At 72.5% G+C, this 21602-nt stretch carries 18 protein-coding genes; 12 read left to right on the top strand and 6 right to left on the bottom strand.

What is annotated here, in order from left to right; translation table 11 throughout:
• Positions 1-100 precede the first annotated feature (100 nt).
• Positions 101-568: a thioredoxin-dependent thiol peroxidase gene (gene bcp / locus ABZ920_RS04790; RefSeq protein ID WP_361498785.1), complete on the bottom strand. Its 468-nt coding sequence runs from the start codon at positions 566-568 to the stop codon at positions 101-103.
• A gap of 136 nt (positions 569-704) precedes the next feature.
• Between bcp and ABZ920_RS04785 the strand changes: the two genes are divergently transcribed.
• Together ABZ920_RS04785 and ABZ920_RS04780 are read left to right on the top strand one after the other, a co-directional pair.
• Entirely contained in the window at positions 705-1034 is a 330-nt protein-coding gene (locus ABZ920_RS04785; protein WP_361498783.1) for a DUF3618 domain-containing protein, read from the top strand.
• A gap of 52 nt (positions 1035-1086) precedes the next feature.
• A complete protein-coding gene (locus ABZ920_RS04780; RefSeq protein WP_361498781.1) occupies positions 1087-1443 on the top strand; it encodes a co-chaperone GroES in 357 nt (118 codons plus the stop codon).
• A 255-nt stretch (positions 1444-1698) separates the two neighbouring features.
• On the opposite strand, the gene ABZ920_RS04775 is transcribed toward ABZ920_RS04780, so the two are convergent.
• Positions 1699-4074 (bottom strand): transglycosylase domain-containing protein, encoded by a 2376-nt coding sequence (locus tag ABZ920_RS04775; RefSeq protein WP_361498779.1) that lies wholly within the window; start codon positions 4072-4074, stop codon positions 1699-1701.
• 211 nt (positions 4075-4285) lie between these two features.
• Here ABZ920_RS04775 and ABZ920_RS04770 point away from each other — a divergent pair, with 211 nt between their 5' ends.
• The 4 genes from ABZ920_RS04770 (at position 4286) to ABZ920_RS04755 (ending at position 8285) form a co-directional block, all read left to right on the top strand.
• On the top strand, positions 4286-5086 hold the full coding sequence (locus ABZ920_RS04770) for an ABC-2 family transporter protein (protein WP_361498777.1): 801 nt from the start codon (positions 4286-4288) through the stop codon (positions 5084-5086).
• A 133-nt stretch (positions 5087-5219) separates the two neighbouring features.
• Complete coding sequence (locus tag ABZ920_RS04765) at positions 5220-5984, top strand: ABC transporter permease (protein ID WP_361498909.1); 765 nt, start codon at positions 5220-5222, stop codon at positions 5982-5984.
• A 192-nt stretch (positions 5985-6176) separates the two neighbouring features.
• Positions 6177-7226, top strand: coding sequence for an ABC transporter ATP-binding protein (locus ABZ920_RS04760; RefSeq protein WP_361498907.1), 1050 nt, complete (start codon positions 6177-6179; stop codon positions 7224-7226).
• Positions 7227-7508: 282 nt separating this feature from the next.
• On the top strand, positions 7509-8285 hold the full coding sequence (locus tag ABZ920_RS04755) for a DUF1707 domain-containing protein (RefSeq protein ID WP_361498775.1): 777 nt from the start codon (positions 7509-7511) through the stop codon (positions 8283-8285).
• Between the two features lie 253 nt (positions 8286-8538).
• On the opposite strand, the gene ABZ920_RS04750 is transcribed toward ABZ920_RS04755, so the two are convergent.
• The gene (locus tag ABZ920_RS04750; RefSeq protein WP_361498773.1) at positions 8539-9870 is read right to left on the bottom strand and encodes an SGNH/GDSL hydrolase family protein; all 1332 of its coding nucleotides are present in this window, start codon (positions 9868-9870) and stop codon (positions 8539-8541) included.
• Positions 9871-10429: 559 nt separating this feature from the next.
• Between ABZ920_RS04750 and ABZ920_RS04745 the strand changes: the two genes are divergently transcribed.
• Both ABZ920_RS04745 and ABZ920_RS04740 read left to right on the top strand, forming a co-directional pair.
• Positions 10430-11692, top strand: coding sequence for a DUF445 domain-containing protein (locus tag ABZ920_RS04745; protein ID WP_361498771.1), 1263 nt, complete (start codon positions 10430-10432; stop codon positions 11690-11692).
• A gap of 107 nt (positions 11693-11799) precedes the next feature.
• Positions 11800-13293 (top strand): MFS transporter, encoded by a 1494-nt coding sequence (locus ABZ920_RS04740; RefSeq protein ID WP_361498769.1) that lies wholly within the window; start codon positions 11800-11802, stop codon positions 13291-13293.
• Positions 13294-13655: 362 nt separating this feature from the next.
• On the opposite strand, the gene ABZ920_RS04735 is transcribed toward ABZ920_RS04740, so the two are convergent.
• Positions 13656-13958: a hypothetical protein gene (locus tag ABZ920_RS04735; protein WP_361498767.1), complete on the bottom strand. Its 303-nt coding sequence runs from the start codon at positions 13956-13958 to the stop codon at positions 13656-13658.
• A 426-nt stretch (positions 13959-14384) separates the two neighbouring features.
• Here ABZ920_RS04735 and ABZ920_RS04730 point away from each other — a divergent pair, with 426 nt between their 5' ends.
• The 3 genes from ABZ920_RS04730 to ABZ920_RS04720 all read left to right on the top strand — a co-directional run bounded on the left by ABZ920_RS04730 (position 14385) and on the right by ABZ920_RS04720 (position 16296).
• The gene (locus ABZ920_RS04730; protein ID WP_361498766.1) at positions 14385-14858 is read left to right on the top strand and encodes a carboxymuconolactone decarboxylase family protein; all 474 of its coding nucleotides are present in this window, start codon (positions 14385-14387) and stop codon (positions 14856-14858) included.
• A 236-nt stretch (positions 14859-15094) separates the two neighbouring features.
• Entirely contained in the window at positions 15095-15514 is a 420-nt protein-coding gene (locus ABZ920_RS04725) for an Hsp20/alpha crystallin family protein (protein WP_361498764.1), read from the top strand.
• Positions 15515-15855: 341 nt separating this feature from the next.
• Complete coding sequence (locus ABZ920_RS04720; protein ID WP_361498905.1) at positions 15856-16296, top strand: DUF2267 domain-containing protein; 441 nt, start codon at positions 15856-15858, stop codon at positions 16294-16296.
• Positions 16297-16664: 368 nt separating this feature from the next.
• Here the strand turns inward: ABZ920_RS04720 and ABZ920_RS04715 are convergent, their stop codons facing one another.
• Positions 16665-19814, bottom strand: a complete 3150-nt coding sequence (locus ABZ920_RS04715) for a DUF3427 domain-containing protein (RefSeq protein WP_361498762.1) — start codon at positions 19812-19814, stop codon at positions 16665-16667.
• A 142-nt stretch (positions 19815-19956) separates the two neighbouring features.
• Positions 19957-20970: an SEC-C domain-containing protein gene (locus ABZ920_RS04710; RefSeq protein ID WP_361498760.1), complete on the bottom strand. Its 1014-nt coding sequence runs from the start codon at positions 20968-20970 to the stop codon at positions 19957-19959.
• 219 nt (positions 20971-21189) lie between these two features.
• Here ABZ920_RS04710 and ABZ920_RS04705 point away from each other — a divergent pair, with 219 nt between their 5' ends.
• The gene (locus tag ABZ920_RS04705; RefSeq protein WP_361498758.1) at positions 21190-21501 is read left to right on the top strand and encodes a DUF6412 domain-containing protein; all 312 of its coding nucleotides are present in this window, start codon (positions 21190-21192) and stop codon (positions 21499-21501) included.
• Positions 21502-21602 lie beyond the last annotated feature (101 nt).

The following is a 21602-nucleotide window of genomic DNA, read 5'->3' as shown; positions in this document are numbered from 1 at the left end:
GATCGTCACGCACGGCATACGCACGCGGACGCGGCCCGTGCCGGGGGATCCGGTGCGGGCCGCGCGGGCTCGGGGGTGGGGCTCTGCGGGGGCGGGGCGCTCAGACGCCAAGGTCCTTGATGATCTTGGCGACGTGGCCCGTGGCCTTGACGTTGTACAGGGCCCGCTCGACCTTGCCGTCCTCGTCGACGATCACCGTGGAGCGGATGACGCCGACGACCGTCTTGCCGTACAGCTTCTTCTCGCCGAAGGCGCCGTAGGCCTCCAGGACCCGCTTGTCCGGGTCGGCGAGGAGCGTGACCTTCAGGGACTCCTTGTCGCGGAACTTCGCCAGCTTCTCCGGCTTGTCGGGGGAGATGCCGATCACGTCGTAGCCGGCGCCGGCCAGCACGTCGAGGTTGTCGGTGAAGTCGCAGGCCTGCTTGGTGCAGCCGGGCGTCAGGGCCGCCGGGTAGAAGTAGACGATGACCTTGCGGCCCTTGTGACCGGCCAGCGAGACCTCGTTGCCGTCGGCGTCGGGCAGGGTGAAGTCGGGGGCCGTGTCCCCGGGCTGGAGTCGCTCGGTCATCGGGGTGGTCTCCTCGTGCGTGCGTCAAGTCATTACCGTGCCGCTCCGAGGGTAACCGGGGGTGCCGACAGTGCGGTCGGACGCGGAGCTGACAGACTGTTCCGAACAGGCATCAGTGGACATCGGAGGCGGTACGGTGGCGGACACGGCGGACTCCAGGACCCCGGCGCAGATCGAGGCGGACATCAAGCGCCGCCGTGAGGTGCTGGCCGAGACGCTCGACGAGATCGGGGCGCGGGTGCACCCGAAGACGATCGTCGGGGACGCGAAGGCGAAGGTCGCCTCCCATGTCGACCACACGGTCGGCCGTGCGTACGTGCAGGTCAACCGGGTGGTGAGCGAGGTGCGCGCGCAGTTCGTGGACGAGGACGGGGCGCCGCGCCTGGAGCGGGTCGTGCCGGTCGCGCTGGTCGCCGTGGGGCTGGTCGGGCTGCTGGCGCTGAGCGTGCGGCGGCGCCGGGACTGAGCAGGGTGACCCACCCGCGTGCGCGGGGGCTGAAGGCAGGTAGGTTCGAGGCGTGAGCGCCAAGAGAAACGAGCACAGCACCCATCACGACAAGCTGCCCATCCGGATGCTGCACGACCGTGTTCTGGTCCGGCAGGAGACCGGCGAGGGCGAGCGGCGTTCGGGCGGCGGCATCCTGATTCCCGCCACGGCGGCGGTGGGACGCCGGCTGGCCTGGGCCGAGGTGGTCGCGGTGGGTCAGAACGTACGGACCGTGGAGCCGGGCGACCGGGTGCTGTTCGACCCGGAGGACCGTGCCGAGGTGGAGGTGCGGGGCACTCCCTACGTGCTGATGCGTGAGCGGGATCTGCACGCCGTGGCCGCGGACCGGTTCGAGGAGTCGGAGGACTCCACCGGGCTGTACCTGTAGAGGGCCTGCCAAGGCCCCCGGTCCGGAGGGTCCGCTCCGGATCGTCCGGTCCCGGGCCGCCGTGGATCGGGACCGGCCCGTGCGGCCGCCGTGCCCGTCCCGCCGAGGCCCGGGGCCCGGCGCGGATGGTGTGCGGTCCGTCCGGACGGCCCCGTGGCGGCCGTATGCGAAAGGGGCTGGTGACCCTGTGGTCACCAGCCCCTTTTTCTGCTGCTGTCGCCGCGGGCGGCTGCTGTCAGCCGCGGGCGGCGGCCGTCACGTTCGGCGGGGGTAGACGTTCGGTCCGCTCCCGGTCGTCGCCGTGCCGCTGTCGCCGGTCGTGGTGCCGACGGGGTCGCCGGTCGTGCCGCCCGTGCTGTCCCCGCCGGGGCCGGAGGTGGTGTCTCCGCCGGTGGTGGGCGTGCCGCCGGTCGTGCCGCCGGCGCCGGTGCCGGGGGTGCCGCCGGTGGCGTCGCCGGTGGGGTCTCCCGTGGGGCCGCCGGTGCCGCCCGTCCGCCCCTGGTCCCGGCCCTCGGTGTCCGGGCCGCCGGTGGCGCCGTCGTCGTCCTGGCCGCCGGTGCCGGGGGACTGCGAGGCGGCGCCGCCGGGCGGCGGCTGGAGCACGTCGGCGCCGCTCTGCAGGCGCAGGTCGAAGTCGTGGACGGGGGTGTTCTTGAGGGCGTTCCTCGTGAACTGGGCCCAGATCTCCGCGGGTGCTCCGCCGCCGTTGATGCGGGGCAGGCCCGTCGCGCCGTAGAGCGACTTGTGGGCGGCGGTGACGGGGTCCTGGCCCATGACGGCGACGACGGTGGCGAGGTCGGGCGTGTAGCCGGCGAACCAGGCCGCCTTGTCGTCCTCGGCGGTACCGGTCTTGCCGGCGGCGGGGCGGCCGGCGCCCTGGGCGGCGGTGGCGGTGCCGTTCTGGACGACGCTGCGCAGGACGGCGGTGGTGGTGTCGGCGGCCTGGCGGCTGACGGCCCGGGTGGTGGTCCGCGCGGGCAGGGCGACCGTGTGGGCGTTGCCCTTGGTGATCTTCTCGATCAGCGTGTAGGGGGCGCGCTTGCCGTGGTTGGCGAGGGTCGCGTACGCCTCGGCCATGTCGAGCACGCTGGCGTTGGCCGGGCCGAGGGCGATGGACGGGGAGGCGGTCAGGTCGGGTGTGTCGGCGGGGAGGCCGAGGCTGACGGCGGTCTGCTTGACCTTGTCGGAGCCGACGTCGACGGCCATCTGCGCGTACACGGAGTTGACGGACTTGTCGGTGGCCTCGCGGACGGTGACGTCGCCGTAGGAGACCTGGTCCTCGTTCTCGGGGGCGTAGTGGCCGCCGTCCCAGCCCTGGACGGGGCGCGCGTTGGTGCCGTCGTAGTAGGTGTTGGGGGTGATGGGGCGGCCGTCCTGCGTGCTGGAGCCGTGTTCGACGGCGGCGGTGAACACGAACGGCTTGAAGGTGGAGCCGACCTGGAAGTCCCGGCGGGTGGCGTTGTTGGTGTACTGCTTGACGTAGTCGACGCCGCCGTACATGGCGACGACCTTGCCGGTCCTGGGGTCGACGGCGGCGCCGCCGGCGCGGACGTAGGTGTCGACCTTGCGGCCGTCCTTGTCCAGCTTGGACATCAGCCGGTCGTTCACGGCGTCGACGAAGGCGTTCTGCTTCTTCTTCTGCAGGGTGGTGGTGATGCGGTAGCCGCCCGCGTCCAGCGCCTCGTCGTCGAGGATCTTGTTCTTGGCCAGGTAGTCCCTGATCGCGACGACGAGGTAGCCGCGCTGGCCGGACATGCTGAGGGGGACGGTGGCGTCCTTCGGCGCGGGGAAGGTCATGCCGGCCCGCTTCGACGGGTCGAGCCAGCCCTTCGCGACCATGCCGTCGAGGACGTAGTTCCAGCGGGCCAGCGCGGCGGCCTTGTTCTCCGGGTGGACGACGACGTCGTACTCGCTGGGCGCGTTGACGAGGGCGGCGAGGTAGGCGGCGCGGGCGGGGTCGAGGTCTCTGGCCTTGACGCCGTAGTAGGCCTGGGCGGCGGCCTGGATGCCGTAGGCGTTGCGGCCGAAGTAGCTGGTGTTGAGGTAGCCGGAGAGGATCTGGTCCTTGGACTGGCTGCGGTCCAGCTTGATCGCGATGAAGAACTCCTTCACCTTGCGGGTGACGGTCTGTTCCTGGCCGAGGTAGTAGTTCTTCACGTACTGCTGGGTGATGGTGGAGCCGGACTGCTTGCCCTTGCCGGTGGCGGTGTTCCAGCCGGCGCGCACCATCGCCTTGGGGTCGACGGCGGACTCGGTGTAGAAGTCGCGGTCCTCGGCGGCGAGGACGGCGTGCTGGGCGTCCTTGGAGATCTGCGAGAGGCCGACGTTCTCCCGGTTGATCTCGCCGTCGCGGGCGATCTCGGAGCCGTCGGCGTAGAGGTAGACGTTGCTCTGCTTGGTGGCGAGGGCGTTGGCGGGCGGGATCTCGACCAGGGAGTAGCCGAGGAAGAAGGCTCCGACGACCAGCAGGACGACGGTGACGACGCCGCCGAGCACCATGCGCCAGGTGGGGATGACGCGGCGCCAGCCGGTGCGGCGCGGCCGTCCGGCCGTGGCGCCCTCCGCCCCGGGCGCCGCCAGTGGCTCTTCGGGCGTCCCGCCCTGGTTCGGCTGCTGCGGCTCGTCGCTCATGTCGTACAAGGACTCCTGTGTTTCGCGTCGTACGTCGCCGTACGCCTCGTGCGCCTCGAGCGCCTGTGTGCGCCCATGATGAAGACTCTCGTACCCCGTGTTCCGTTCCCGGCCGCACGCGGGTGTCCGGGCCGGAAATCCCGTGGCACGCCGCGTCGCCCGCACACTAGGCTCCTGCGCTTCGGTGTCGTGCTCCGGAAGGACGGTCGACGTGGGCGCTGGGCGGTTGTACGCGGCCGTTGCGGCGGGGGGATTCAGACGGTACGCGACGTATCGGGCCGCCACGGCGGCCGGGGTGTTCACGAACACCGTCTTCGGTCTGATCCTCGTGTACACCTATCTGGCGTTGTGGGACGTGCGGCCGCACCTGGGCGGGTACGACCGGGCGGAGGCCGTGACGTACGTGTGGCTGGGGCAGGCGTTGCTGTCGACGCTCGCGATCGGGGGCAGCGGCGTCGAGAGCGATCTGATGGAACGTATTCGTACGGGTGACGTCGCGATCGACCTGTACCGGCCGGCCGATCTCCAGGCGTGGTGGCTGGCGGCAGATCTGGGCCGGTCGGTGTTCCAGCTGCTGGGGCGAGGGGTGGTCCCGTTCGTGTTCGGGGCGCTGGTGTTCCCGGTGGCGCTGCCGGCGGACGTGCTGACGTGGGCGGCGTTCCTGGTGGCGGTGGCGCTGGGGATGCTGGTGAGTTTCGCGCTGAGGTACCTGGTGGCGCTGAGCGCGTTCTGGCTGCTGGACGGGCAGGGCGTGACGCAGATGGCCTGGCTGGCGGGCACCTTCTGTTCGGGGATGCTGCTGCCGCTGAACGTCTTCCCGGGGGCGCTGGGCGAGGTCGTCCGGGTGCTGCCGTGGTCGTCGCTGCTGCAGGCCCCGGCCGATGTGCTGCTGGGGCACGCCGATCCGGTGGGCTGCTACGTGTTCCAGGGGGCGTGGGCAGTGGTGCTGCTGGCGGCGGGGCGGCTGGTGCAGTCGGTGGCGACGCGGCGGGTGGTGGTGCAGGGTGGCTGAGACCACCGGGCCGGGGCCGGGCGGCGGGTTCGCGGGCGGCGCGGGGGCGCCGGGGCCGGGCGGCGGGTTCGCGGGGGCCGGGTGGGGTGCCCGGACGGCGGCGGGGCTGCGGGTGTACGGCCTGATCGCCGGGATGTGGATCCGCTCCACGATGGCGTACCGGGCGTCGTTCGTGATGACGACGGTCGGGAACTTCGCCGCGACCGCGCTGGACTTCGTGGCGATCCTGCTGATGTTCTCCCGCGTGGACGCGCTCGGCGGGTACACGCTGGCGGAGGTCGCGTTCCTGTACGGGCTGTCCAGTGCGTCGTTCGGGCTGGCGGACCTGGCGATCGGGTCGATGGAGCGGCTGGGGCGGCGGGTGCGCGACGGCACGCTCGACACGCTGCTGGTGCGGCCGGCGCCGGTGCTCGCGCAGGCCGCGGCGGACCGTTTCGCGCTGCGCCGGCTGGGCCGGGTCACGCAGGGCCTGCTGGTGCTCGGCTACGCGGTGTCCGTGCTGGACCTGCACTGGACGCCGGTGAAGGTGCTGCTGATGCCGGTGATGCTGCTGTGCGGCTGCGGGATCTTCTGCGCGGTGTTCGTGGCGGGCGCGGCGTTCCAGTTCGTCGCGCAGGACGCCTCCGAGGTGCAGAACGCGTTCACGTACGGCGGCACGACGCTGCTGCAGTACCCGCCGACGGTGTTCGGCAAGGAGATGGTGCGTGGGGTGACCTTCGTGCTGCCGCTGGCGTTCGTCAACTGGGTGCCGGCGGCGTACGTGCTGGGGCGGCCGTATCCGCTGGGCCTGCCGGAGTGGGCGGCGTTCGCGCCGCCGCTGGTGGCGGTGGGGTGCTGCGCGCTGGCGGGGCTGGCCTGGCGGGCGGGGCTGCGGTCGTACCGGAGCACGGGGAGTTAGCGGACCGGGGTGGCAGGGACGGCGGGACGCGAGGGCGGTGCGCCGGGCGGCGGCGGTGGCGGCCGGGACGCGCGCCGGGACATGACGGGCGGCGTGGGAGACGGGGACGGCATGAACGGCGGCGACGGTGTGAACGGCGGCAACGGCGTGGGCGGTGGCAACGGCGTGGGCGGTGCGGGTGGCACCGGCGGGGTGGGCGGTTCCGGCGGTGCGGGCGGTTCCGGCGGGGTGGACGGTCACTTCATCGAACTGGACCGGGTCGAGAAGGTCTTCGACGTGCGCAGGCGGACCGGCCTGCTCAGGAGCGAGCGGCGCCAGGTGCGGGCCGTCGACGGGATCTCCTTCACCGTCGCGCGCGGCGAGATGGTCGGCTACATCGGCCCCAACGGCGCGGGCAAGTCGACGACGGTGAAGATGCTGACCGGCATCCTCACCCCGAGCGGCGGACGGCTGCGGGTGGCCGGCATCGACCCCTCCCGTCAGCGGACGCGGCTGGCGCACCGCATCGGGGTGGTGTTCGGCCAGCGCACCACGCTGTGGTGGGACCTGCCGCTGATCGACTCCTACCGGCTGGCGCACCGCATGTACCGCATCCCGGACGGCCGTTACCGCGAGAACCTCGACCGCTGCGTCGAACTCCTCGAACTGGGCTCCCTGCTGGACGTGCCGGTGCGGCAGCTGTCGCTGGGACAGCGCATGCGCGGCGACATCGCGGCGGCCCTGCTGCACGACCCCGAGGTGCTCTACCTCGACGAGCCGACCATCGGCCTCGACATCGTCTCCAAGGCCAGGGTCCGGGAGTTCCTGCGGGACCTGAACGCCGAGCGCGGCACGACCGTGCTGCTCACCACGCACGACCTCCAGGACATCGAGCAGTTGTGCTCACGGGTGATGGTCATCGACCACGGCCGCCTGATGTACGACGGCCCGCTCGCCGGGCTGCACGACGCCGGGGAGAGCGAGCGGACGCTCGTGGTGGACCTGGAGCGCGAGGTACCGCCGATCGAGGTGCCGCCCGCGCGGGTGGTGCGGGTGGAGGGGCCGCGGCAGTGGCTGGCCTTCCCGGCGGCGCAGTCGGCCGCCCCGCTGGTGGCGCGGATCGCCGCGGAGTACCCGCTGGTGGACCTGTCGGTGCGGGAGCCGGACATCGAGGCGGTGATCGCGAAGATGCTGCACTCGCCCGGACGGGGGACACCGGCCGGTGACGGCCCGTCGGAGGAGGCGCAGCGGGCGGTCTCCTAGGTGTGCCGTCCGGCTGCATCCACCGGGCAGCCCCCTGGGGCCGGCCCGATGACGCGCGGCGGGCCGGCGCCGGCGCGGGGTGCCGTGCGGTGCGGGGTGCCGGCGCCGGCGCGGGGTGCCGTGCGGTGTGGGGCCGGGCGAGGCCCGCCCGCGGAGCGGGTGGGCGCGGGCGGACGTGAGCGTGCGCGGGCGTTCCGTGCGACGGCGCGAGGCGTTCCCCGGCCGTCTCGCCGTGCTTCAGGGGGGTGCCCCCCTGGCGCGGGATTTCGTAGGCTGCTGCGCATGACCGACGATGCGCCCCAGCTGCGTGCCTCAGACGCCGATCGTGACCGGGTCGCCGACATCCTCCGGGACGCCCTGGCGGAGGGGCGGCTGGACATGGCGGAGTTCGAGGAGCGGCTGGAGGCGGCGTACCGGGCGCGGACGTACGCGGAGCTCGCACCGCTGACCGGGGACCTGCCGGCCTCCGGCGCCGCGGTCCCGGCGGTGTCGCTGCACAAGGATCCTGCCGGGAGCGGCAGTTGGGCGGAGCGGGTCGTCGGCGGGGACGGCTCGTCGGCGTGGGCCGTCGCCGTCATGTCCGGGTTCCAGCGCAAGGGGCGCTGGACGGCGCCGAAGCGGTTCCGCTCGTTCGTGTTCTGGGGCGGCGGCGAGATCGACCTGCGCGAGGCGTACTTCGCGGACCGCGAGGTCGAGATCGAGTGCGTGGCGATCATGGGCGGTGTGCAGGTGATCGTGGAGCCGGGGGTCGAGGTCGTCGTGCGCGGCATCGGCGTCATGGGCGGCTTCGACCACCGTGAGGAGGGCGTCCCGGGGGAGCCGGGCGCGCCCCGCGTGATCGTCACCGGGTTCGCGTTCTGGGGCGGTGTCGGCGTCGAGCGCAAGCTCACGAAGGCGGAACGGCTCCGGCAGAAGGAGGAGCGGGCCCGGCTGAAGGACGAGCGGCGCCGGGAGAGGCTGGAGCGCCGGTCGGAACGGCACCAGCTGCACGCAGCGCGCCGCGAGGAGCGGTGGGAGGACCGGGAGCGGCGCCGGGACGGCAACGGCCCGGCGTCGTAGGACCTTTCGGGCGGCGCCCGCTCCCCGCCGGACACCGGGGCGGGCGCCCAATGCCTCGGGGTGTCAGGTGAGCGCCGACGCCACCAGCGCGGCCGCATCGGCCACCAGGGCGTTGCGCCGGTCCGTCGGGGGAGTGGCGGGTCGAATGTCCTCCGGGACAGCCGGCCGCGGGCGCCGGCACGGGTCCCCTCCGCGAGGTCGCCCGAACGGCGGGCACCCGCCCCCCGCCCCGCGGGGCGGCACCCCGCAGCAGCTACAGCCGCGCCTGCCCGGCGCCCTCGAGGTCGTCCAGGTCGAACGCCAGCGCCATCCGGCGGTAGCCCAGGTCGCTCGGGTGCAGGTGGTCGCCGCTGTCGTACTCCGCCCGCAGCCGGCGCGGGGCGTAGGGGTCGCGCAGCGCCTCGTCGAAGTCGACGACCGCGTCGAAGACGCCGCCGGCCCTGATCCGCGCGTTCACCCGCTGCCGCACGGCCTCGCGCGCGTCGGTGTAGCCCCGGTGCCCCTGGAACGGCATGAGCGTCGCACCGACGACCTTCAGCCCGCGCCCGTGCGCCTGCCGCACCAGCGCGCGCAGTCCCCCGGTGATCCGCTCCGGGTCGGCGAGCCGCGGATTGCGCAGGATGTCGTTGACCCCGAGGGCGACGACGACGACCTTCACGTCGGTCCGCTCCAGCACGTCGCGCCGGAAGCGGCTGAGCCCGCTCGCGTTGTCGGCGGGACGGCCGGGCCCGCTCGCCAGCACCTGGTTGCCGCTGATGCCCTCGTTGACGACGCTGTAGCGGGGCACGTCCGCGCCGGAGGCGACGGCGGCCCGCAGCCGGTCCGACAGGACGTCCGTCCACCGGTGGTCGGCGTCCGCCGTGGAGGTGATGCCGTCGGTGATCGAGTCGCCGAGGACGACGACGGTGCCGTCCGCGGCGTCGCTGAGCACGTCCAGCGCGGTCACGTACCGCCAGACCTGTGTGCGGCCCGTGTACGGGGCACCCGTCACGTTCTCGGCGGCGTCGCCGTCGGCGACGTAGGAGGTCTGGCGCGCGTGACGGTGGTAGGTGACCGGCCCGGACGGGGTGGGCGAGTAGAGGGTGATCAGGACGTCGCCGTCCTGCGGCACGGGCACCGGCGCCGCGTCGCTCATCACCTGTTCGCCGGCCGGGATGACGACGGAGGGGAGGCCGGCGAAGGTCAGCCGCCTCATCGTCCCCGGGACGGCGGCCGCGGTGCCGTCGCCGGCGGCGACCGCGACCGACGCGTGCGCGACGGTCAGCGGCGACCGGCCGTAGAGATTGGACAGCGTGACGCGGGCACTCGTACCCCCGACGCTCGCGTGCACCACGTTGCGCACCGAGCGGCCCGCCAGGCCGGCGGCCCCGGTGCCGGGCTCCGCCCCCGACGGGGCGGTCGACCAGGTGCCGACCCAGGTGCCGGCGGAGGCGGGGGCGGCGGGGTTGTGCGGTGCGCGGCCGGCGGTGACGGGGCCGGCGGGCCTGCCGTCGCCGGAGGAGACCGAGACGTACAGGACGGTGGAAAGGACCACGATCAGCGCGACGATCGCGGTCAGCAGGGCATAACCATGACGCTTGGTCATGCGGGTGTCGTTCTCCTAGGCGAAGGGAGCCCCTGGGCTCCGATCCGGTGAGCGCACGCTGCTGGGCATGGCTCGGGAGGACGCGTCAGGACCCTGCCCGGCTCCCCCCGGCGAAGTAGACGCCGGGAACCTTCGTTTCGTTCCGGGAGTCGGTCAGGAGGGGACAATTGTGTGCGGGATCACCGAACGGGTGGAGCGGATGGATCGGACAACACCGGAAGCGAAGACCGGCCCGGCGACGGGCGGGGAGGGCCCGGAGGGCGCAGGGCACGGGGCCGTGGGCACCGGCGGCCCGGTGAGGCCGGGCGGCCCGGCGGGCTCCGGTGCCGCAGCGGGCACCGACAGGTTCGTGGACTCCGACGGGTCCGTGGCGCGGGCACGCGCCGCGGGCGCCGACGGCTCTGGCAGGCCGGCGGGGTCCGCCGCGCCGGCGGATGCCGGGTCTCCGGCGGGTCCGGACGCGCCGGCCCGGTCCGGCGCGCCATCCGCGGCGGCCGGGGCGCAGGCGGGTCCCGCGGCCGCCGGCGCCCGCCCGCCGGCCCGGGGATCCCAGCGCGCGATGACCGTGTTCAGCCCCGCCGACGAGGAGCGGCAGCGCGGCGTGCGCCGCATGAAGCTGTTCGCGACCGGGATGCTGCTGTTCGTGGCCGTCGTCTACGCCCTCGCCAAGTGGGCGGAGAACGAGGGCGCGGGCCCCTGGGCGGGCTACGTCGCCGCGGGCGCCGAGGCCGGCATGGTCGGCGCGCTCGCCGACTGGTTCGCGGTCACCGCCCTCTTCCGCCACCCCCTCGGCCTGCCCATCCCGCACACCGCGATCATCCCCACCAAGAAGGACCAGCTCGGTGTGTCCCTGGGCGAGTTCGTCGGCGAGAACTTCCTCTCCGAGGACGTCGTACGGCAGCGGCTGCGCGCCGTCGGCATCGCCAGCCGCCTCGGCGCCTGGCTGGCCCAGCCCGAGCACGCCGACCGGGTGACGGCGGAACTGGCCACGGCCCTGCGCGGCGCCCTGACCGTCCTGCGGGACTCCGACGTCCAGGCCGTCGTCGGCGAGGCCATCACCCGGCGGGCGAACGCCAAGGAGATCGGGCCCGGCCTCGGCAAGATGCTGGAGCAGATCGTCGCCGACGGCGGGCACCGGCGCGCCGTCGACCTGGTCGTCTCCCGGGCGCACGACTGGCTGGTGTGGCACGGCGACTCCGTCATGGACGCCGTGCAGGGCGGCGCGCCCGGCTGGACGCCGAAGTTCGTCGACAGGAAGGTCGGCGAGCGGGTCTACAGGGAGCTGCTGCGCTTCGTCACCGAGATGCGGGACATGCCCTCCCACCCGGCGCGCGGCGCCCTCGACCGGTTCCTCACCGACTTCGCCTCCGACCTGCAGTCCGACACCGACACCCGGGCGCGGGTGGAGCGCCTCAAGGACGAGGTGCTGGGCCGCGGCGAGGTGCAGGACCTGATCGCCTCCGCCTGGGGCGCCGTCCGGGCCATGATCGTCTCCGCGGCGGAGGACGAGCGCAGCGAGCTGCGGCTGCGGGTACGGGCCTCCCTGCTGTCGCTGGGTGCCCGGATGGCCGTCGACGCCAAGGCGCAGGGCAAGGTCGACGGCTGGGTCGAGGGCGCGGCGGTGTACGTGGTGACGACGTACCGCAAGGAGATCACCTCCCTGATCACCGACACGGTGGCGGGCTGGGACGCCGAGCACACCACCCGCAAGATCGAGGCGCACATCGGCCGCGACCTGCAGTTCATCCGCATCAACGGCACGGTCGTGGGCTCCCTGGCGGGCCTGCTGATCTACACGGTGTCGCGGGTCCTCGGCGCGTAGGGCTCGCGCCCGGGGCGCCGGGGCCGTCCCGGCGCGGGCCCGACAGGGCGTAAGGGGCTCGGGTAGCGGGCACCCGGTCAGCGATCTGCTCGCTGAGGAGGGAGCCCATGACCACCGCACAGGCCGAGGCCGGCCGCACCGTGACCACGAACATCCCCGCCAGACTCGACCGCCTGCCCTGGGCGCGCTGGCACTGGACGATCGTCATCGGTCTCGGCACCGTGTGGATCCTCGACGGCCTCGAAGTCACGGTCGTCGGCAACATCGCGGGCCGTCTGTCGGAGTCCGGCAGCGGTCTGTCGATCACCTCCAGCCAGGTCACCGGCCTCGCGGCCGCGCTGTACGTGGCCGGAGCCTGCGTCGGCGCCCTGTTCTGGGGCCGGATGACCGACCGCTTCGGCCGCAAGAAACTGTTCATGATCACCCTGGCCGTGTACCTCGCGGCCACCGCCCTGACCGCGATCTCCTTCGACGCCTGGTGGTTCTTCCTCTTCCGCTTCCTCACCGGCTTCGGCATCGGCGGCGAGTACGCGGCCATCAACTCCGCGATCGACGAGCTCATCCCGGCGAACTACCGCGGGCGCGTCGATCTGATGATCAACGGCAGCTTCTGGGTGGGCGCGGTCTTCGGCTCCCTGCTGTCCATCCCCGCCCTCAACACCGACCTGCTGGCCGCGAACGTGGGCTGGCGGCTGACCTTCGCGCTGGGCGCCGTCCTCGCCCTGGTCATCCTGCTCGTACGGCGCCACGTCCCGGAGAGCCCGCGCTGGCTGCTGATCCACGGCAGGGAGCAGGAGGCCGAGGAGGTGGTGTCCGCCATCGAGCGGGAGGTCGAGCGCGAGCGGGGCGAGCCGCTGCCCCAGCCGCACGGCGAGCTCACCATCCACCAGCGCCAGAGCGTCGGCTTCCTGGAGATCGCCCGCACGGTGTTCTCCGACTACCGCAAGCGGGCCGTCCTCGGCTTCTCCCTCTTCATCGGCCAGGCCTTCCTCTACAACGCGATCACCTTCGGCTTCGGCGCGATCCTGACGAAGTTCTACGACATCCCCGCCGACCACACCGGCTACTACTTCGCCGTCATCGCGGTCGGCAACTTCATGGGCCCGCTGCTGCTCGGCAAGCTGTTCGACACGGTCGGCCGCCGGGTGATGATCTCCTCCACGTACCTGCTGTCCGGCCTGCTGCTGTTCGGCACCGCCTGGCTGTTCGACCGGGGCTCGCTGAGCGCCGGGACGCTGACCGCGTGCTGGTGCGCGGTGCTGTTCTTCGCCTCCGCCGGCGCCTCCAGCGCCTACCTGACGGTCTCCGAGATCTTCCCGATGGAGACGCGGGCGATGTCGATCGCCTTCTTCTACGCCCTCGGCACCGCGGCCGGCGGCATCAGCGGCCCGCTGCTGTTCGCCGACCTCACGGGCACCGGCAGGGTCGGCGACACGGTCCTCGCCTTCCAGATCGGCGCGGGGCTGATGTGCGCGGCCGGCCTGGTCGCGGCGGCCCTCGCGGTCCGCGCGGAGCGGCGCTCGCTGGAGGACATCGCCAAGCCGCTGACGGCGGTGCCGGCGCAGGCCGCCCCGGCGGGGAGCGGCACGGGGGCGGCGTAGTCCGGCTGAACCTCGGATGGCGCGGAGGCGTGTGCCCGCCTCGACGAGCACGGGGTGAGGGCGGCCGGGGGCCGAGGCTCGCACGAGGCTGAGGGTCGCCGGGCAGGGAGTGGGGCCGACCGGGGAGGGTCGGCCCCATTGCCGTGTCCGGGTCGGCGACGGTGCCCGTGCGGCCGTGTGCCGTGCGGCCGTGCGCCGTGTGCCGTGCGGCCTGTGTGGCTCTGCGCCGTGCGGCCGTGTGGCTGTGGCGCGCTCGGCAGGTGCCGCCTTCGGTCGCCGCCGGGCGGGCCGGTGGGCGGTCGTTTGCCGGGTGGGCCGGCGTGGGCGGGGGGAGGGGCCCGGCGCGGTGGGCGCGGTGGGCGTCAGCCCCGCCGGTCGGCGACGGCCCAGGAGGCCAGGGCGACGGCGCCGGCCACACCGAGGACGGACGGCCAGGCGCCGACCTTCTTGGCCAGCGGGTGCGACCCGGCGAAGGCGGCGACGTAGGCGGCCGTGAGCGCGCCCGCCGCCTTGCCGCCCGCGCGCTGCCGCCACTGCTGCGCGGCCGCGGCCCCGGCGACGGCCAGCACGGCCCCGCCCAGCTGCCTCTTCTTCGTCCACCGGGCGACCCCGTACCCGCCGACGAGCCCGCTCGCCGCGACCACAGCCGCAGGAACCCTGGCCATCACTGCCTCCCACACGTCCATACGTCAGAACAAAGCGAGGCTAACCCGCCTCCCCCGCCCACCGGGCGACCGCCCCTCCCGTGCTCCGGACGACCACCCGGACACCCGGCCAACCGGTCACCCGACCACCCCTGTGGACGGCTGCCCGGCCGACGCCGGCGACTCCCCGGCCGCCCGGCCGTAGGGGCGCCGATCCAGTGGTCCACCGAGCCATCCGCCGGGCCATCGAGCCACCCGCCGGGCCATCGAGCCTGTCGCCGGGCCATCGAGCCTCTCGGCGGGGCGCCGAGCCGCCCGCCGGATGAGACGCGGCTCACAGCGGTCACCCCGCCGGCGGTGTCACACCGCACGGCTCCGCTCCGTCGTACTCGTGCAAGCGCGAAGCAGACCCGAACGGGTCGCAGCAGAGCAGGCAAGGAGACCGCGATGGAAGCCCGCCTCAACCTGTTGGAGAACCCCGTCCTGCCCAGGACGATCCGGCACCTCAACGCCGTCGGCAAGATCCTGTCGGAGTCGGCGCTCCCGGCGGCGACGCAGGAACTGGTGAAGATCCGCGCCAGTCAGATCAACGGCTGCGGCTTCTGCACCGACATGCACACCAAGGACGCGGCGCACGCCGGCGAGACGGCGCAGCGCCTTCACCTGGTCGCGGTCTGGCGGGAGGCGACGGTCTTCACCGACGCCGAGCGCGCCGCCCTGGAGCTGGCCGAACAGGGCACCCGCATCGCCGACGCCGCCGGCGGAGTCACCGACGAGGCCTGGGAGAACGCCGCGAAGCACTACGACGAGGAGCAGCTGGGCGCCCTGGTCGGCCTGATCGCCCTCATCAACGCCTACAACCGCGCGAACGTCATCGTCCGGCAGCCGGCGGGCGACTACGAGCCGGGCATGTTCGGCTGACGCTGCCCGGCCCCTGCGGTACAACCTGCCGCGGCCCCGCCCCCGGCGAGTGACGGGGGCGGGGCCGCCGCGTCACCACGACCGCGGCCATCCGGCCCTCCCGGGCGCCGCATCCACGACGTTGACCACTACGAACACCCAAACCTGAGCCGGAGCTTGTCAAGTTTCATCCACCGGGCTATATAAGAAGACGTAGGGCATCGCACAGCACCATCTGGCGAAAGGAGTGACCTGTGATGCTCATGCGCTCCGACCCGTTCCGCGAACTCGACCGCCTCACGCAGCAGGTCTTCGGCGGGGCCCGCCCGGGAACCATGGGCATGGACGCCTACCGCGCCGGTGACGACTTCATCGTCCACTTCGACCTGCCGGGCGTGGACCCCGAGACCATCGATCTCGACGTCGAACGGAACGTCCTGAACGTCCGTGCCGAGCGCAAGTCCCCCGCCCCCGAGGGCGCGGAACTGCTCGTCGCCGAACGCCCGACGGGCACGTTCACCCGTCAGCTCTTCCTCGGCGACACCCTCGACACCGAGCGCATCGACGCCTCCTACGAGGCCGGCGTCCTCACGCTGCGCATCCCGGTGGCCGAGCAGGCGAAGCCGCGGAAGATCCAGATCGCCGGCGGCAGCGAACGCAGGCAGATCGGCGGCTGAGCCGGCCGCCGACCGGCGGAGCACCGACCGCAGCCGCCGAGCCGGCTGACCGGCCGGGGGCCGACAGGCCCATCGCATCCCAGGAGAAGCGTCCCGCGAGTCCGTACCCCGCTCGCGGGACGCCGTCACCCATGCCCGCCCCCTTGTCCCCGGCGGGCGGACCCGGAGGAGGACCCCGCACGATGAGCGCGACGACGGTGCCGAGTGTGACGCTGCCCCGAGTGACGGTGCCCGGCATGCCGAGGACGCCGAGTGCCGACGCGACTGCCACGGCCGTCGCCAGCGAGAGCGTGAGCATGAGCGGACGGACGCCGACGAACGTGCTGACGACCCCCCTGACCATGCCCCGGCCCCGGCCGTCCGAGCGGCACGACGCCGACGCGGACCAGTGGCGACAACTGACCGAGGCGGTGCGGGACGCCGGCCAGTACCCGACGCTGGCGGAGGCCGAACGCGTCACCCGTATCGTGCTGTCGGCCCTCGGCGGTCACGTGATCGGTGACGAGCGGGTCGAACTGGCCCGCGTCCTTCCCCGAGAGGCGGCCCGGGTCGTCGCCTCGCAGATCCCCGCGACCCGCCCCCTGACGGCGTCCGAGTTCGTCGACTCGGTCGCGGCCCGCATCGAGGGAGCCACCCCGGCGACCGCCCGCTGGGACGTCAGCTCGGTCCTCAGCGTCCTGGCCGACCAGATCGACGACAACCTCCTGACCCGCATCCTCAACCACCTGCCCCCGGGCTACGCCCTGCTGTTCGGCCGGGCACACCTGAGCCCGGCGCGGTGAGCCACGCCGCCAACTGCGTACGGCCACCCGAGCCACCCCGGCAGACGGTGGCCGTACGCGAGCTCACCCGACTACTCGGCGGCGATTCCGTCGTCTGGAGTCACCGCGATGGTCGCAACCGTTGGCGGGGGCGGCGCCGGGGTATAGACGTACGCGACGGCGATTCCCGGCACACCCTCTCGGGGTTCGATCCGTGTCTTACGGACCTCTGTGCCGTCCTGGCGAGGCGATCCCGGCAGCACACCAAGCCGAGGCACCTGCTCGATTTCCTGCCGTAACATTTCGAGAGCGCGCTCGGCACCAAGGTCTTTCGGCGGCTCGCACTGTCACAGCCGCGACAACGCTGGTTGACGGCGGGTCTCTGCGTCTCAGCTCGGTGTGATCGCCGAGTACGTCCACACGTCGGCTGGGAGGTCGTGGTCCAGGCGCCAGGTGATCGCCATCGGTTTGCTGCCGGTGTGGGACTCGTAGGTCGCCGGCCCCAGAAGCATCCACGGTTGGGACTTGCCTATGTCGGTGGTCTTGTAGCGCCGTATGAACAACAGGACCTGGCTGCCGCGCTTCGCGTGCTCCTGGTAGCGCCTGCCGGTGGGGGAGTCGGCCGCCGTGGAGTTCTGGGACTCCCAGTGGAACAGCGTCGGGCTCAGCGCGTAGTCCTTGTACCGGACGGTGGGCGAGAAGTCCTTCTCGTTCTTCTCCAAGGTGACGAGCAGGGCGTCCGTCTGCAGGTCCTCGACCCACTGCACGCCCTGGGCGAACGTCCGGGGCATCTGCCCGCCGAACCGGGCCACACCGAGGGCGGCGAGGATCTCCGAGCGGTTGTAGGAGCTGTGCACCTTCAGCGGGAGGTGGCTGAGCCGGCCAGTCAGCGGGATGGGGAAGTGGTCGGCCTGCCTCATGACGTACGGCAGCACCTGACGCAGCTCGTCACGGACGGCCCGCTGATGACGCAGTGCCGCAAGGCCTTCCGCGAAGCTGGTGAACCCGCCCGCGTCGTCCCACACGTTGAAGAACAGCATGCGGGCGTACGACTGCTCCATGGGACTCAGATCCTCGTACGGAGGAGCGTCGTCCTGGAGCAGCCGCAGGTAAGCCCGGGCGCGTTCGGGGTCGTCGACGTGCAGGAAGGCGTGCACCCGCTTGAGGAGCCCCGCCTCTCCGGGAGGCGCCGCCTCCTCGATCAGGCCGGCACGGCGAAGGACGGCCGTCCAGGAGTTGTCACTCTTGTACAGCTCCTTGATCTCCCGGCGGCTCTCCCGGAGGAAGTCGCCTAGGCGAGGCGTGCTGTACGCCTTGACCTCGTTGGTCAGCGTCCGGACCGTCGCGCCCAGCTGGGTGCGGATGTTGCGGAGGACGATCTCCTTGGACTTGCCCTCCAGGATGATCTGGCAACCGGACGGCAGTTGCGGGAAGTCGCGCTCGATGTGGTCGACCAGCCGGTTCCGCGAGAAGTTCGTCAGAGCCCGGAACTGCTCCTCGAAGCGGAACTCCGCCCGGTGCTGGCCGATGAAGTCGAGGACCGTCAGGACCGGCTTCGTCTCCGTGCGTCTCAGCCCCCGCCCCAACTGCTGGAGGAAGACGGTCGCGCTGCCGGTCGGGCGGAGGAGGAGCAGCGTGTCGACGTCCGGGATGTCGAGCCCTTCGTTGAACAGGTCTACCGAGAAGATGACTTGCAGTGTGCCGGCGCGCAGATCGCTCAAGGCCTGGGTGCGTACGTCAGCGGGCGAGTCACTGTCGAGCGCTTTGGCCTTCAGACCCGCCCTGCGGAAGAAGTCCGCCATGAAGTGAGCGTGCGCCTTGCTCACACAGAAGCCCAGCGCCCGCATGGACTCAGGGGAGGACACCTTGTCCCGGATCTGCTTGAGCACGATCCGGGCGCGGGCTTCGTTGCCGGTGTAGAGGGAGTCGAGTTCCTGGTCGGCGTACGCGCCCCTCTGCCAGGCCAGGTTCGTCAGGTCCGTGCCGTCCGGAACGCCGAAGTAGTGGAAGGGACAGAGCAGGTCGTTCTCCAGGGCCTCCCACAGGCGCATCTCGGCCGCGATCCGGCCCTCGAAGAACTCGTCCTGGACGTTGAGCCCGTCCATCCGCTCCGGGGTCGCCGTCAGACCCAGCAGTTCCTTCGGCGCGAAGTGGTCGATGACCCGTCGGTATGTGGTTGCGGTGGCGTGGTGGAACTCGTCGATGACAATGCAGTCGAAGTGGTCAGGGGCCAGTTGCTCCAGCCGCCGGACGTTGAGCGACTGGACGCTGGCGAACACATGGTTCCACTCGCGTGGGTCCTGTCCCGCGTGCAGCAGTTCACCGAACGAGGCGTCGTCCAGCACCTCCCGGTAGGTGCGCAGGGACTGGCTCAGGATCTCCTTGCGGTGGGCCACGAACAGCAGCCTCGGCCGGTTGCCGGCCGACTTCCGGCACATGCTCCGGTAGTCGAGGGCGGCCATCACCGTCTTACCGGTGCCGGTTGCCGCAACGAGCAGGTTCCGGTGCCGTCCGCGGATCTCCCGCTCGACGGTCAGCCGCTCCAGCATGTCCCGCTGGTGCGGGAAGGGGCGTACTTCCAGCCCGGAGAGGTTGATCCTCAGCTCGGTGGCCGGGCGGGTACCGCTGGCATGGGCCAAGGCCTGGTCGAGGCGGTCACCGTGTGCGTCGGGGTCGTACGTCTCGAAGGCGGTGTCGTTCCAGTAGGCGTCGAAGCTGGCCTCGAACTTGTCCAGCACCGCGGGGGTGGCGACGGAGGACAGCCGGACGTTCCACTCCAGGCCGTCGAGCAGCGCGGCCCTGGACAGGTTCGAGCTGCCGACGTACGCCGTGTCGAAGCCGGTCCGGCGCCGGAACAGCCAGGCCTTGGCGTGCAGGCGTGTGGACCGTATCTCGTAGTTGACCTTGACGGTGGCACCGAAGTCGCGGACCAGGCGGTCCAGCGCGCGCCGGTCGGTGGCGCCCAGGTAGGTGGTGGTGATGACACGGATCGGTACGCGCCGCACCCTGGCGGCGCGCAGCGCGTCCTCCAGGATCCGGATGCCGTGCCACTTCACGAACGCACAGAGCAGGTCGATACGGTCGGCGGTCGCGAGCTCGGCCCGCAATTCCCCGCCCAGGCTCAGGTCCTCCGGCGAGTTGGTGAGCAGCGAGGTCTCCGACAGCGGAGTGAGGGGACGGACCGCGTAAGCGCCCGGCGCCTCCTGCTCGGCGAGGGCGAGCAACTGCCGCGGGCCCTCGACGACCGTGCACAGGGGCTCTTCGGGGTCCGTCTGGCCGGACGTGGCGGTGGCCAGGGACTCCAGGACCCGGTTGGCGAAGGGGACCCGTTCGCCCGGGGGGAGCTGGTTGAGCTTCCGGGCGACCACCTGACCGATGTGGCGAGCCAGCACATGCGGCGATGACTCAGCACTGACCTCCGCGTCAACGGCCTTCCACCCCAGGGCCTGGAGCTTCTCCAGCTCGTCGCCCACCCGCTGGGTGACCAGCTTCTCGTACACCCCGGCAACCGGCTGAGGGAGATCATCTGCGTCTGTCACCTTGCCCCCATCCGTCCCATGTCAACTGAGGCACTGTTCTAACAGGACTCACTGACATGCCGACGCGCGGGCAGGACCCATGGGCTTTCCGGCCCCTCACGGGCGTCCTTGGCGTCCGGCCGTCCTCGATCGTGAGGGACAGTCAGGCGGTGCCGTGGCACTCCCCGTACACCCGGCCCGATCCGCACCAGCACGCCGTTCCCCGCTCCGGTGGCCAGGCGATTGCCCGGCCGCGGGCGGCCAGGGTCGTCGCGTACTGGGGGAGGAGGGTGGCGTCGGTGGGGGAGGCCAGCTCGGAGGCGGCGAAGGCCTCGTACGACGGGACCGTGCCCGTGACGACGCCCAGGTTCGCGGTGCCGGAGGCGGACAGCTCCCGCAGCGACGTCTCTATCGTCGCCAGGTGCTCCTCGTGGGAGGGGTACTCGGCGGCGAGGCTCGGGTACGCGGCGATCAGTTCCGCCAGTTCGTCCGCCGGCCAGTGCAGCATGGCGACCGGGAACGGGCGGGACAGGGCCTCCCGGTAGACGCCCAGTTCGGCGCGCAGGCGGGTGATCTCCGCTTCCAGCTCCGCCGGGTTCTCCGAGCCGAGGGACCACACTCGCTTGGGGTCGTGCAGTTCGTCGAGGGAGACCGGCGACGAGTGCAGGCCGTCGGCCAGCGTGTCCCACTCGTCGTGGGCGACGGCCAGCATGCGCCTGACCCGGTGGCGGCCGAAGAGCAGCGGGTGCAGGGCGTGCGGGGGCTGCTCGGCGTCCGTGAGGAGCAGGGCCAGCCCCTCCGTGAACGTGTCCTGCGCCGCCTGCAGCTCGTCGTGCGACTCCAGCGCCTCTGCGACGATCACCCAGGACGCGGGGTCCCGGGGGGCCGCCGCGCGGATACCGTCGATGATCGCCCGTGCTTCCGCCTCGTGGTCGTACTCCCAGAGGTTCGACGCCTTCAGGGCGCGGACCAGGTGCGGGTTCTCCAGGCTCTCGGGGGACGACAGCAGGCGGTCGTAGAGCGTCGTCGCGGCGGGGCGGTCGCCGGACAGCTCCAGGTGCGCGGCGGCCCGGAGCAGCAGGGCCTCGGCGTCCTCGGGATACAGACCGGCGGTCCGCTCCAGACGGGCGGCTTCGGTGACGTGGTCGACGTTCTCGGCGGGAGTGTCGGGGCGCATGGGGGACACCGTACTGCCGAACGGTGACAAAGGAGAGGTATCCGCTGGCCAGGGTGCGGGCGAGGGACGGGTACGGGCGGGGCTGCGCGGGGGCGAGCGGGCAAGGGTCCGGGTGTCGGGCGATGCGTGTCACAGGCCGTGCAACCGTCGCGCCGTCGCCGGCGTCTTGTCCGACGGAGATCGAGGACGGCGTACGCGTACGGGAAGGGGGAGCGCTCCGTGGTCGGCAGCTGGGCTGGTCCGCGTTCCGTCGCGGCGCTGCTGGTCCTGCTCCTCCAGGTCGCGCTGCTCGACACCGGCAGCCTGACCGCGACCGTCGCGCTCGCCGCGACCGCCGCGGCCGGGTCGGCGCTCGCCGTCCGCCTCCTGCTCGCCTCGCGCTGCGCACCCTCCGTGCCGCCCACCCGCGTGCGCACGGCCATCCGTGACCGCGCCCGCCGTACGGCGTTCCTGCCGCAGCGCGATCCCGACGCCGCCGGCCGGCCGCGGCCCCGGGCACCCGGATCCGCCCTCCCGGCGACCGTCGCGTAGGGCACCTCACCAGCACCTGTGATCGTGTGGCCCCGCGCGGGTCGTCATGCCGTCGTTCTTCCGCACCCCGGCACGACGAGACCCCCGGAGGGCTCACTCAC

The sequence above is a fragment of the Streptomyces sp. NPDC046831 genome (assembly GCF_040645305.1).
Lineage (GTDB): Bacteria > Actinomycetota > Actinomycetes > Streptomycetales > Streptomycetaceae > Streptomyces.
The sequence above is the reverse complement of the archived record's forward strand: the minus strand, read 5'-3'. Positions and strand labels throughout refer to the sequence as shown.

What these genes read in the sequence shown, in the direction of transcription:
- bcp (WP_361498785.1), bottom strand. Translation starts at nt 568, where the DNA reads ATGACCGAGCGACTCCAGCCCGGGGACACGGCCCCCGACTTCACCCTG.
- ABZ920_RS04775 (WP_361498779.1), bottom strand. Translation starts at nt 4,074, where the DNA reads ATGAGCGACGAGCCGCAGCAGCCGAACCAGGGCGGGACGCCCGAAGAG.
- ABZ920_RS04765 (WP_361498909.1), top strand. Translation starts at nt 5,220, where the DNA reads ATGTGGATCCGCTCCACGATGGCGTACCGGGCGTCGTTCGTGATGACG.
- ABZ920_RS04755 (WP_361498775.1), top strand. Translation starts at nt 7,509, where the DNA reads ATGACCGACGATGCGCCCCAGCTGCGTGCCTCAGACGCCGATCGTGAC.
- ABZ920_RS04750 (WP_361498773.1), bottom strand. Translation starts at nt 9,870, where the DNA reads ATGACCAAGCGTCATGGTTATGCCCTGCTGACCGCGATCGTCGCGCTG.
- ABZ920_RS04745 (WP_361498771.1), top strand. Translation starts at nt 10,430, where the DNA reads ATGACCGTGTTCAGCCCCGCCGACGAGGAGCGGCAGCGCGGCGTGCGC.
- ABZ920_RS04740 (WP_361498769.1), top strand. Translation starts at nt 11,800, where the DNA reads ATGACCACCGCACAGGCCGAGGCCGGCCGCACCGTGACCACGAACATC.
- ABZ920_RS04735 (WP_361498767.1), bottom strand. Translation starts at nt 13,958, where the DNA reads ATGGCCAGGGTTCCTGCGGCTGTGGTCGCGGCGAGCGGGCTCGTCGGC.
- ABZ920_RS04730 (WP_361498766.1), top strand. Translation starts at nt 14,385, where the DNA reads ATGGAAGCCCGCCTCAACCTGTTGGAGAACCCCGTCCTGCCCAGGACG.
- ABZ920_RS04725 (WP_361498764.1), top strand. Translation starts at nt 15,095, where the DNA reads ATGCTCATGCGCTCCGACCCGTTCCGCGAACTCGACCGCCTCACGCAG.
- ABZ920_RS04720 (WP_361498905.1), top strand. Translation starts at nt 15,856, where the DNA reads ATGCCCCGGCCCCGGCCGTCCGAGCGGCACGACGCCGACGCGGACCAG.
- ABZ920_RS04710 (WP_361498760.1), bottom strand. Translation starts at nt 20,970, where the DNA reads ATGCGCCCCGACACTCCCGCCGAGAACGTCGACCACGTCACCGAAGCC.